General features: G+C 61.5%; 7 protein-coding genes. 3 read left to right on the forward strand and 4 right to left on the reverse strand.

Annotated elements, in window-relative coordinates:
- Positions 1–171 precede the first annotated feature (171 nt).
- Positions 172–2,325 (forward strand): S46 family peptidase, encoded by a 2,154-nt coding sequence (locus AC3RCG_RS27085; RefSeq protein ID WP_070220636.1) that lies wholly within the window; start codon positions 172–174, stop codon positions 2,323–2,325.
- Positions 2,326–2,408: 83 nt separating this feature from the next.
- On the opposite strand, the gene AC3RCG_RS27090 is transcribed toward AC3RCG_RS27085, so the two are convergent.
- Complete coding sequence (locus AC3RCG_RS27090; protein WP_492402106.1) at positions 2,409–2,978, reverse strand: hypothetical protein; 570 nt, start codon at positions 2,976–2,978, stop codon at positions 2,409–2,411.
- Between the two features lie 149 nt (positions 2,979–3,127).
- Between AC3RCG_RS27090 and AC3RCG_RS27095 the strand changes: the two genes are divergently transcribed.
- Together AC3RCG_RS27095 and AC3RCG_RS27100 are read left to right on the forward strand one after the other, a co-directional pair.
- Positions 3,128–4,816, forward strand: coding sequence for a M14 family zinc carboxypeptidase (locus tag AC3RCG_RS27095; protein WP_492402105.1), 1,689 nt, complete (start codon positions 3,128–3,130; stop codon positions 4,814–4,816).
- A 90-nt stretch (positions 4,817–4,906) separates the two neighbouring features.
- Complete coding sequence (locus tag AC3RCG_RS27100; protein ID WP_492402103.1) at positions 4,907–7,060, forward strand: FUSC family protein; 2,154 nt, start codon at positions 4,907–4,909, stop codon at positions 7,058–7,060.
- Positions 7,061–7,187: 127 nt separating this feature from the next.
- Here the strand turns inward: AC3RCG_RS27100 and AC3RCG_RS27105 are convergent, their stop codons facing one another.
- From AC3RCG_RS27105 to AC3RCG_RS27115, 3 genes are all read right to left on the reverse strand, one after another.
- On the reverse strand, positions 7,188–9,137 hold the full coding sequence (locus tag AC3RCG_RS27105; RefSeq protein WP_492402101.1) for a S9 family peptidase: 1,950 nt from the start codon (positions 9,135–9,137) through the stop codon (positions 7,188–7,190).
- A 67-nt stretch (positions 9,138–9,204) separates the two neighbouring features.
- Positions 9,205–10,677, reverse strand: coding sequence for an amino acid permease (locus AC3RCG_RS27110; protein ID WP_083287022.1), 1,473 nt, complete (start codon positions 10,675–10,677; stop codon positions 9,205–9,207).
- Between the two features lie 418 nt (positions 10,678–11,095).
- Positions 11,096–12,526: an amino acid permease gene (locus AC3RCG_RS27115; RefSeq protein WP_492402100.1), complete on the reverse strand. Its 1,431-nt coding sequence runs from the start codon at positions 12,524–12,526 to the stop codon at positions 11,096–11,098.
- Positions 12,527–12,537: the final 11 nt, after the last annotated feature.

The following is a 12,537-nucleotide window of genomic DNA, read 5'->3' on the forward strand; positions in this document are numbered from 1 at the left end:
CCCTGCGCCACCTAAAATCATGTCGTTCAAGCAACCACGTATGAACATACCCTCCGGAAAATGTGATTGACTAGTGCGGGTTCGATACGGATACTCTATGTCGCCCGCTGCACAATCAGCGGGTACTCCGCTGATTCCGACTTCCCTACAATGTAAAAGAACAGAACTCGAATGAAAAAATCTCTCATCGCGCTCGCCATCCTGAGCAACTTCGCACACGCCGACGAAGGCATGTGGATGCCCCAACAGCTGCCACAAGTAGCCAAGGAACTGAAAGCCGCCGGACTGAAACTCGATCCGACCACCCTGACCAAACTGACCGAATTCCCGATGGGCGCCATCGTCAGCCTGGGCGGCTGCTCGGCGTCGTTCGTCTCGCCGCAAGGCCTGGTTGCCACCAACCACCATTGCGTCTACAACAGCGTGGCGGTCAATTCGACCAAGGAGCGCGATTTGCTGGCCAACGGTTTCCTGGCCAAGACCTTCGCTGAAGAATTGCCGGCCGCCCCGGGCAGCCGCATCTTCGTCACCTCGGCCGTGACCAATGTCAGCGACAAGATCATCAGCGCCGACGTGGCCAAGCTGCAAGGCAAGGCACGCATCGACGCGATCGAGAAAAACCAGAAGAAACTGGTTGCAGAATGCGAAAAAGAAGCGGGTTTCCGCTGCACCGTGTCGAGCTACTACGGCGGCCTCGAGTTTTACCTGATCAAGCAACTGGAAATCCGCGACGTGCGCCTGGTGCACGCGCCACCAGCGGGCGTGGGTAAATTCGGCGGCGACACCGACAACTGGATGTGGCCGCGTCACACGGGCGACTACGGTTTCTACCGCGCCTACGTCAGCAAAGACGGCAAAGCTGCCGACTTCAGCAAGGACAACGTGCCGTACCAGCCAAAACACGTGCTGAAACTGGCCAAGGATGGCTTGAAAGAAGGCGATTTCGTCATGGCGCTGGGCTACCCGGGCCGCACCAACCGTCACCGCCTGCCATCGGAAGTGGCGTTCACGTTTGACTGGAACTACCCGGCCTTCGTGAAAGCGTCGGGCGAAACCCTGGCCATCATCGCGCGCGAAACCAAGGATAACAAGGACGTTGCCCTGAAATACGCGGGCCAGGTTGCCGGCGTGAACAATTACTACAAGAACCGCCAAGGCATGCTGGACTCGTACGCCGGCAGCGACTTCCTGGCGCGCAAGACGACGGAACACGAAGCCCTGAAAACCTGGGTCAACGCCAATCCTGCCCGCAAGGCGGAATTTGCCGGCGACATCGAGCAAGTGGAAAAGCTGATCGCCGAGCGCGATGCCGACACCAAGCGCGATTTCTTCCTCAGCTATGCGCAGCCACGCCTGCTGAGCACTGCACGCAGCCTGTACCGTTTGTCGAACGAAGGCACCAAGGCCGATACGGAACGCAAGTCCGGCTACCAGACGCGCGATTTGCCACGTCTGTCGTCGAGCATCACGTCGGTCGAGCGCACCTACGATGAAAAAGTCGACAAGGCGCTGGTACTGAACAGCCTGACCAAGTACGCCGCGCAACCAGCCGCACAGCGCCGTGCCAGCTTCGACGCCGCCATCGGCATCAAGGATGGCATGTCGCAAGCCGATCTGGCCGCCGCCCTGGACAAACTGTATGCGGGCAGCAAGCTGGCCGACAAGGAAGAACGCGCGGCATGGTTGAAACGCACGCCAGCCGAATTCCAGGCCAGCAAGGACAGCTTCATCCAGGCCGCCGTCGCCATGTACCCGGATTCGCTGAAAAACGAAGCGGAAGACGAAGAACTGGCCGGCAAGATCCAGCAAGCCTACGCCAACTACATGAAAGCAAAAATCGCCTTCATGAAGAGCAAGGGCCAAGCCGTCTATCCTGACGCCAACAGCACCCTGCGCGTGACGTTCGGCCGTGTTGCCGGCCGTGACCATGGCGCCGACGGCACCACCTGGACCGCCTTCACCACCGTCAATGGCGTCGCCGCCAAAGCCACGGGCGAAGGCGAGTTCAATGCGCCGGCGAAACAACTGGCCGCGATCAAGGCCAAGGACTTCGGCAAATTCGTCGATCCGAAGCTGAAAACCGTGCCGGTCGACTACCTGGCCACCCTGGACATCACCGGCGGCAACTCCGGTTCGGCTGCCCTGAACGCAAAAGGCGAATTCATCGGCCTGGCATTCGACGGCACCTTGGACTCGATCATTTCCGACTGGGACTACAACAAGGCCAACACCCGTTCGATCCAGGTCGACCTGCGCTACATGCTGTGGAACATGAAACACATCGACCACGCAGACAACCTGCTGAAAGAAATGGGCGCCGAGTAATTCGCGGATAACAACAACTAATAAGCCCGGCAACGGGCGGTTGTTCCCTGAGCCACTCCTGCGGGAGTGGCTTTTTTTTTTGCCTAACGTTTTACTTTGCTAAAGCGGTAAGGCACGGCTTGCTCCTCGCCAAATACTTGCGCGCTGCCGCTTCCCAGCGGCAACATGACCCTCCGGCCCTCCTGCAGCAGCAAGGCCAGGTCGGCGCCGGGAAAGCGCTGCGCCAGCAGCGGATAGGCTTGCCGGGCGATGCGCGCGGCGGGAATCACGATGCGGTAATCGCCGTCGCCAAAGTCCAGCAGCAGCGCGGCCACCTCATCCGGCCCCGGCAGCGCCGTGATGCGCAGGCGCGTGCTGCCCTTGACGAGCTCGCAAGCCGACCATACGGGCAAGACACGCTGCGTCGCGCCGACCCGCAACTGCGGCGCCTGCCCCGCCTCCGCCGACGTCAGCAAGACGTCGGGCCGCTCCTCCGATACGGCGCCATCGACGGCCAGCAGCCAGCCCCGGTATCGTATCAGCGCGCCCTGTGCGGCGGCGGTCACGGAGCCGCCCTGCACCACCGGTTCCTTGCTCGCAGGCAAGCGCAACGGCGCCGCCTGTGCCGCCAGGCAAGCCCACCACACCAGCGCTGCCAACACTGCCTTGCCCATGCCGCCTCCCTTGCGCGTGAAACGTATTCATAACACAAGTGCGGCCCGGCCCATCTGCCGCGCCTCAAGGCGCCGACGCCGGTGCTACAATTGGCCCCTAGCGGGCGTACTTACCCAGCGCGCCTTCCCCCTCCCAGACTCAGACCGCTATGCCACCAGACTTGCGCACGACCTACGAACTCGGTAACCACAACCAGACCACGACCTGGCTGGAATGCATCACCTTCTATCAAGATCTCGCCGCACGCTACCCGCAAGTGCTGCACTTCGAACAGATCGGCCTGTCCGATTCGGGCGTGCCCATCCACGCTGGCGTCATCAGCGCGGACGGCGTATTCGACCGCGAACAGATCAAACGCGCGGGCCGCACCGTGTTCTTCAACAACAACGGTATCCATCCGGGCGAACCGGAAGGCATCGACGCCTGCATGGCCATCGTGCGCGACCTGTGCACGCAGCCGGAACGCCTGGCGGCGCTGGGCAGCACCGTGCTGCTGTTCATTCCGATCTACAACGTCGATGGCAGCCTGAACCGCGCCAACACGTCGCGCGTAAACCAGGATGGCCCGGAGCAATTCGGTTTCCGCGGCAATAGCCGCCACCTGGACTTGAACCGCGATTTCATCAAGTGCGACAGCCTGAACGCGCAAGTGTTCAACCGCCTGCTGTCCAGCTGGGACCCGGACGTGATGGTCGACACCCACACGTCGAACGGCGCCGACTACCCGTACACGATGACCCTGATCCACACGCAGACGGATAAGCTGGGCAATGGCCTCGGCCCCTTCCTGCAAGACACCATGCTGCCGCACATCTTTGCGCAGATGGAACAAGCCGGCTGGCCCACCTGCCCTTATGTGAACCCCGTCAAGGATAGCCCGGACCACGGCATCGCCGAATTCCTCGAAGTGCCCCGTTTCTCGACGGGTTTTGCGGCCTTGCATCACGTCATCGGTTTCATGCCGGAAACGCACATGCTGAAACCGTTTGCCGACCGCTACGCGTCCATGCGCGCCCTGCTCGACATCTGCATGGCCTTTACCATCGAACATGGCGAACAGATCAGGCAACTGCGCGCGCAAGCCAAGGCAGCGGGACGCACGCAAGCCGAGTGGCCGATCCACTGGAGCATGAACGAGGAACAACCGTCGACCTTCCCTTTCAAGGGCTACGCGGCCAAATACACGGCTAGCGTGCTGGGCGACTACCAGCGCCTGTCGTACGACCGCTCGCAGCCGTGGGAACGCGACATCGCCTACTACAACCGCTTCGATGCGGACGTCACCGTGGCCGCGCCGAAAGCCTATGTCGTGCCGCAAGCGTGGCGCGAAGTCATCGAGCGTCTGCGCTGGAACGGCGTCGACATGACACGCATCACCACCGAACAGACGGTAACGGCGCGCTACTACCACATCGCCAACGTCGGCACGCGGGCCACCGCCTACGAAGGCCACATGTTCCACGACAATGTAGAACTCGAAGCGCGCACGGGCCAATTCACCGTGCAGGCGGGCGATTATGTCGTCAGCCTGGACCAGGACAACGCCCGCTACGCCGTGGAAACGCTGGAACCGCAGGCACACGACAGCTTCTTCCGCTGGGGCTTCTTCAACAGCGTGCTGGAGAAGAAAGAGGCGTTTTCCGATTACGTCTTTGAAGACATGGCGTCGGAACTGCTGCGCGATGAGCCTGCGCTGGCGTCCAAGTTTGCCGAGTGGAAGGCTGCGAATCCGGCCTTGCTGAGCAATCAGGAAGCCGTGCTGGACTTCATTTTTGAACACTGCCAGCGCTTTGCCGAGCCGGAATGGCGGCGCTATCCCGTCATCGCCCTCATGTAACTGGGGACCGTAGCGAATGCAACATCCTGGCGCCGCATCGGAGACCCCGGTGCGGCGCCTCTTTCTGTGCCCTGCCCACAAGGTAATCCCATGCACTACGCACTGAACCTGCGCACCTTTATCTACAGCCATTATTTTTACCTGGGCTTGCGCGTGGCCATCGGCCTGGTCGGCCTGACCTTGCTGACCCTGGAAATCAGCGACAGCGCCACCGCCATGACAGTGTGCATCGGCGCCCTGTGCACGACCCTGATGGACATGCCCAGCCCCCTGCGCCACAAGTTCAACGAAATGCTGGCCTCGGTGCTGCTGTGCAGCGCCGTCACTTTATTGATCAGCCTGTGCGGTCCCGTGCAGTGGCTGCTGATGACGGTGCTCGTGGTGGTCAGCTTTCTTGCCAGCATGATGGTGGTGTACGGCAAGAAATCCATGCCCTTGCAACTGGCCGCCCTGTTCATCATGACCATGTCGATGGAACACCAGATGACGTGGCAGCAATCGTTTCACCATGCGGGCCTGTTCATGCTGGGCGGCTTGATCTATCTGGCCTATGCCATGGCCATCGCCTGGGTCTTGCGCCACCGCATCAAGCAGCAAGTACTGGCCGAAGCCCTGTTCGAATTAGCCGCCTACATCGACATCAAGGCCGATTTCTACGACACGCGTTTCAATTTGACGGAACAGTTCAACAAGCTGGTGCGCCATCAAAGCATTCTGGCCGACCGCCAGCAGGCGTCGCGCGACCTGATTCTGCGCAGCCACAAGAACAGCAAGGACGCCATCGTCGTACAGGTGCACGTGTGCATGCTCGATTTGTATGAACTGATCCTCTCCACGCACACGGATTACGCGCTGCTGCGCCAGCACCTGGCCGACTCCGACGTCTTGAAATCCTTGCATGACCTGGCCTACAAGGCTGCGCGCGACATCGAAGCCGTGGCGTATGCCGTCACGCGCAAGCGCGCCTCGTATGCGCAGATCAGCTACGACAGGGAATGGGCCGAGATCGAAGCGGAAATCGCTCGCCTGCATGCAAAAGGCGACGGTGCGCAGGAAGCGCTGGCCACCCTGCGCGCGCAGCGCAACAAGATCCGCGCCATTTTGAAAATGATCGCCGAGCTGCATCTGGCGACGCAAAAAGTCTATGCCGACGTGCCGTTCTGGAGCGGCGCGGACATGGCGCCGTTTTTGTCGCAGCAGAAATACGAACTGAAGACCCTGCTATCGAATCTGCGCCTGGATTCGCCCGTGTTCCGCTTCGCCCTGCGCGTGTCGATGGCCATCTCCGTGGGATTACTGATCGGCCACTGGCTGCCGTATGCGGCGCACAGCTACTGGATCGTCCTGACCATCGTCATCATCCTGCGCCCCACCTTCAGCATGACGCGCCAGCGCCGCGCCGACCGCATCATCGGCACCATCATCGGCTGCATCATCACGGCCATCGTGATCCGCTTCGTGCACAGCAATATCGTGCTGATGGCCATTTTATTCCTCTCCATCGTGGCCACGCCCACCTTCATCTATCTGCGTTACCGCTACACGGCGATTGCCGTGAGCCTGATGATCTTGCTGCAAATGCACCTGGTGGCGCCCAGCAACCCGAACCTCGTCAGCGAGCGCCTGATCGACACCCTGATCGGCGCGGCGGTGGCCACCGTGTTCAGCTTTGTGCTGGCCAACTGGGAATACCAGAGCCTGCCGCGCCTCGTGCGCCAGGTACTGAATGTGAACCTCAGCTATATGCAAGCCAGCTTCGCGCTGCTGCAGGGAAAATGCTTCGATGATTTTGCCTACCGCATCGAACGCAAGCGCTTGATGGACAGCCTGGCCGCGCTCAGCTCGGCACTGGTGCGCATGCTCGACGAACCGGCTAGCAAGCAGCGGGCCGTGGAAGACATCAACCTGTTCATCGTGCAAAATTACTTATTGGTGGCCCACGTGGCGGCCCTGCGCTCGATCCTCGGGCGCCACGCCAGCCAGCTGCCCGTCACACCCGTCAACGCCCTACTCGGCCATAGCCACACGCAAGTGTGCCTGACCCTGTCGCGCGCGCTGGAGCAGCTCGATGACAAGGCCGCCATCAGCGCGCCGCTGGCCGCCCCTGCCGCACCGCCCGTCAGCGACGTGGCCTGGTCGGGCTGGCCGCTGGTGCAGCGCCGTATTCGCCTGTTGCAGGCGGATGCGGACAAGATCGTGGTACATAGCGCGGCGATCGTGCATATTGTGGCCCCGCGCACCTGACAAAAAGTCCATGGCGTTGTTGCCGCGCCTCGCCGTACATTCGTACTGCCTTCGGCACGGCGCCTAGCCCTGAACATGTTGTCAGCTGCTTTATCCAGGCTGGCCTGCCTTGGCAGGCCACTGATCACTACTTCAAATACCGTTCAAACCAGCCGATAGTACGTTTCTGCAAGTCGCGCTGGTGCTCGGGCTTGCGGAAGGAATGGCCTTCGCCGTCGTAGATGAACAGGCTGGACGGCACGCCCATGGCGCGCAAGCCGTGCCAGAATTCCAGCGACTGGGCGGCCGGCGTTTCCACGTCGCGCTCGCCCACGTAGATCAGGGTTGGCGTCTTCGCCGCCTTGATCGATTCGATAGGCGAAGCCTTGCGGTACACGGCCGGGTTGTCATACGCGGAAGCGCCAAAGAACGGGATCATCCACTGGTTGATGCCATTCTGGCCGTAGTAACTGATCCAGTTCGACACGCCCGCCCCCGCCACCGCCGCCTTGAAACGGTCGCTGTGCGTGACGCCCCACATGGTCATGAAGCCGCCGTATGAGTGGCCGATCAGGCCCAGGCGCTGACCGTCGATGGGCGCCACTTTTTGCGCGGCGTCAATGCCGGCCAGGATATCGCGCCAGTCGCCGCCGCCAAAGTCGGCCATATTGGCACGCGTAAATGCCTGACCCTGGCCAAAACTGCCGCGCGGATTAGGCAGGAAGACGAAATAGCCTTTTTGCGTCAATTCGTGGATCAGCGTGCTCGCTCCCACGTAACGGGGCGAGGCGGCCGCGCCGGGGCCGCCATGCACGTTGACGATCATCGGGTAGCGCTTGCCCGCGTCCGCCTTCAACGGCCCCAGCAGCCAGCCTTGCACCTTGTATTGCTCGTTGTTCCAGCCCACGTTCTGCACCGTCAGTTGCGGCGCAAAGCCGTCATTGTCGCGCGTGATCTTTTTCAGCTGGCCCACCGGTCCCGCCACCAGATAGCTGGCGTGCGTAAAGTCTTCCTGTGCCGCCGCCGCTTGCAAGCCATCGGCGCTGAACGACAGACGGCCATCGCTGCCGCCGCTGCTCAGTTCTCCGAGCAGCACGGGCTGGGCGGGACCCGTTTGCGCATCGACGGGCACGAGCGCCAGCTGCGAATCGATCAAGGCCGTTGCCAGCAAGCCGGCACCGCGCCAGACGACGCCATTGAAGGTGCCGCGATAGTCTGGTGTGAGATTGCGCGGCGTGCCGCCGGCCAGTGCCACGGTATAGATATCGCCGCCGATGGAGCCAAAATCGCTCATCAGGCCGCCGATGAAGGCCACCGTCTTGCCGTCAGGTGAAACGGAAGGCAGGTTCAGCTGCATGGCCGGCGACGCGATCACGCGCAAGGCGCCCGTGTCCCCATCAATATGGCTGAGCTTGGCAACCCACCAGTTGCTGTCGCCATTGCCTTGCGCGCTGGTGGCGACAAAACCGCGGCCATCGGGCGTCCAATTATATTCATACACATAGGTGTCGGCGGGTGACAGCAGGCGCAGCTCGCCGCCGCTGACAGGCACGACGGCGATGCGCTGGGCATCGTCTTCGCTGCCCACTTCGCCCACCTGGCGCGCGCCCGCCTCCACGGCGCCGGCCAGCTTGCGCGCGCCCACCGTCGCCAGCAGCGCCAGCTGCTTGCCGTCAGGCGACCAGCGTGCCGTGCTGGCCACGCCTTTGATACTGGTCAACACGCGCGCCTGCGCCTGTGTCATTGTGGCCAGGTACAGATGCGCCGTGCCCGCCTTGGCGTCGTAGCCGACAAAGGCCAGCTGCCTGCCATCGGGCGACCAGCTGGGCTTGTCGTAGGAACACACGGCGCACGGGTCGAATTGCTGCACGATGGCGCCGTTGGCGGCGTCGCGCACGACGATGGCCGCGTGCGGACGCTGCGGCTGTTCACCCACCTTGCTCGACTCGATGGCGGCGATGCGCTGGCCATTGGCCGACAGGGCCACGGCGCGGTAATCGCGCAATGCCGGCCCGCTGGCAGGCGCGGCTTGCGCCATGGTTCCCAGAAAGCTGCTTGCCAGCAAGCCGCAGGCGGCCAGATCAGTTATTTTCATCATGTAAATTCCGGTTAGAAATAAAAAAAACCGCCGGCAAGCGCGGCGGTTTTGGATGGAACAGGCTGCATCAGCGGGCCTTCTTGCCCAGGTGCGAATGCCGCATGCTGTACAGGAAGTAAATGGCCACCGTGACCGCCATCCACACGCTGAACACGACAAACGTCGTATGCGGCAAATCGCGCATGATGTACAGGCAAGCCAGTACGCTCAGGCCGGGAATCACGTACGGCCCGAACGGCACGCTGAAGCCTTCGATGCGGTTGGCGCCCTGCTTGTGGCGCAGTACGGGCACGGCGATCGAGACCACCATGAACGCCGTCAGGGTGCCGATGCTGACCATGTCCCACAGGTAAGTCGCATCGACGGAACCGGCCACCAGAGCCACCACCAGGCAGACGATGATGGTATTGCTGACCGGCACCAGGGTGCGCGGGTGGATCTTCTGAAACGATTTCGGGATCAGACCGTCGCGGCTGACGGCAAACAGGATGCGCGTCTGGCCGTAGATCGTCACCAGGGTTACGCTGAAGACGGAAATGACGGCACCGGCCGACAGCACCAGCGCGGGCCAGGTCTTGCCCGTCACGTTTTGCAGGATCACCGCCAGGCCCGCTTCCTGGCCTTCGAACAATTTCGCCTGTTGCGCACCGAGGGCGGCCACGGCGACCAGCAAATAAAACACGGTAACGATCAGCAAGCCATACAGGATGCCGCGCGGCACATTGCGCTTGGGATCTTTCACTTCATCGCCCGCCGTCGCCACCGTATCGAGGCCGATGAAGGAGAAGAAGACGGTGCCGGCAGCAGCGGTGACGCCCGTCATGCCGGCAAAGCCCTTGCTATTGTCGGTATTAAAGAACGGTACGAAGTTGTCGGCATTAAAACCGGAAAAGGCAATGGCAATGAAGAACACGAGGATAGACAGCTTGATGATGACCATGATGGCGTTCATCAGGGCCGATTCCTTGGCGCCGCGCAGCAGCAAAAAGCCGCACATGCAGATCAAAAAGATGGGCGGCAGGTTGATGTGGCCGGAGTGGAACTCCATGCCATGCGGGCCGGAAACGATCATCGGCGTGCGCAGCATCTCGGGGATATGCCAGCCGAAGGCATTTTCCAAGAAATTATTCAGGTAGGACGACCAGCCGATGGCCACGGCACTGCCCGCCAAGCCGTATTCGAGCAGCAGGCAGGCAGCCATGATGAAGGCAAGAAACTCGCCCACGGTGGCGTAGGCAAACGAATACGAGGAGCCGGAGGCGGGGATGCGGAACGACAATTCCGCATAACACAAGGCCGTCAGGCCGGCCGTGATGGCGGCGATCAGGAAGGACAGGACGACCGATGGGCCCGCCTTGGGCACGGCTTCGACCATGGTAAAGAAGATGCCCGTGCCGATGGTGGCGCCGACGCCGATCATGGTGAGGGAAAACAGGCCGATGGAGCGGCTCAAGCCGCTGCTGCTGAGGCCTTCACCATATTCGACCGTGGTATCGATCGGCTTGGTGCGGCAGAGTTTCTGGACCAGGGTTTGGCTCACTAGACTTCCTTTATGAGGCATGCACTTGAACACCTGCCAAAACCTACTGCGCGTCGCGATTCGCGGCCTGCGATGCTCACTGTGCATTCGCACAGCTGCGCTTCTTAGCCACAACTCACTTCCGCTCGCTACGGTTTTGTCAGGTGTTGTTCGGAACATGACGGGTAAAAACACATAAAAACGGCGCTCCGGCCCTACCTGGCAAAAAACCGGAAAGATCGCGTCCATTTTCAAAACTAAGCGATTATAGGGCTTTCACCGGCTCAGCTAAACAGAACTTTGATGCAAGGAAACAACGCCAGGCGTGCGCCAGCAAAGCCGCAACAGTGCTGGCGCAGAAGAAGTTGCTTCTATGAAAGAAAAAGCGCGCCGCTGCAGTGGCAGGGGCGCGCTTTTGATTCAGCTCAACTACGCTGGTTTACTTCTTGACGTGCGGCGCATCGGCCGCAGGCCAGCCCGCTTCGTAGCCTTGCGGCACGTCGTCGCGCCGGTCTTTCGGCGCCAGGCCCAGCGCGTAATACAGCACCGTCAACAGGATCAGCCAGGCCGGTCCCACCATCAGGGCGATGCGCGTATCGGGGAAATACGCCATCAGGCCGATCACCAGCGCCAGGAACGCGAGCGAAATCCAGGAACCATACGGCGCGAACGGCATGCGGAAGGCCAGGTTCTTGATTTCCAGCGGCGTCAAGGTCTTGCGGAACTGGATCTGCGTGACCAGGATCACGCCCCAGGTCCAGACGGCGCCGAAGGTCGAGATCGAGGTGACCCAGATAAACACTTTTTCCGGCACCATGTAGTTCAGCAGCACGCCCAGCAGCAACGCCACGACGGACACGAGGATGGCGCGGCGCGGCACGCCGCTGGCCGTCGTTTCCGCAAACGCCTTCGGGGCCTGGCCTTGCAACGCCAGGTTGTACAGCATGCGGCCCGTGCTGAAGATACCGCCATTGCACGACGACAAGGCTGCCGTCAGCACGACGAAGTTGATGATGCCGGCGGCCGTCTTGATGCCCAGGCGTTCGAACGTCATGACGAAGGGGCTGCCGGTGGTGCCGATTTCATTCCATGGGTAGATCGACAGGATGACGAACAGCGCGCCGACATAGAAAATCAGGATGCGCCAGAACACGGAATTGATAGCGTCGGGAATCGATTTCTTCGGGTTCGCCGCTTCGCCGGCCGTCAGGCCGATCATTTCCACGCCCAGGTAGGCAAACATCACCATCTGCAAGGACATCAGCACGCCTTGCGCGCCATTCGGGAAGAAGCCGCCATGCGTCCACAGGTTCGAGATGCCGATGGCCACGCCGCCGTTGCCGAGACCGAAGACGATCATGCCCGTGCCGCCGACAATCATCAGGATGATGGTGACGACCTTGATCAGGGCGAACCAGAATTCGAACTCGCCGTAGGCTTTCACGGCCAGCAGGTTGATGGCGCCCATGGAACCGAGGGCCGCCAGGGCCCAGATCCAGCGCGGCACGTCGGGGAACCAGATGCCCATGTAAATGGCGACGGCGGTAATTTCCGCCACACACGTGACCAGCCACAGGAACCAGTAGTTCCAGCCCGTCAGATAGCCTTGCAGGGGGCCCAGGTAATCCTGGGCATAGCGGCTGAAGGAACCGGCAACCGGGTTGTGCACGGCCATTTCGCCCAGCGCGCGCATGATCATGAAGATGACCGCGCCACCGATGATGTACGACAGCATGATGCCGGGACCGGCCATCTTGATGGCGTTGCCGGAACCCAAAAACAGGCCCACGCCAATCGCGGCGCCCAGCGCCATCAGGCGGATTTGCCGCTCGCCCAGGCCGCGGTGCAAGCCTTGTTCACTCGTTTTCATTACGTGTCTCC

The organism is Janthinobacterium sp. GW823-FHT01H08 (genome assembly GCF_058797855.1).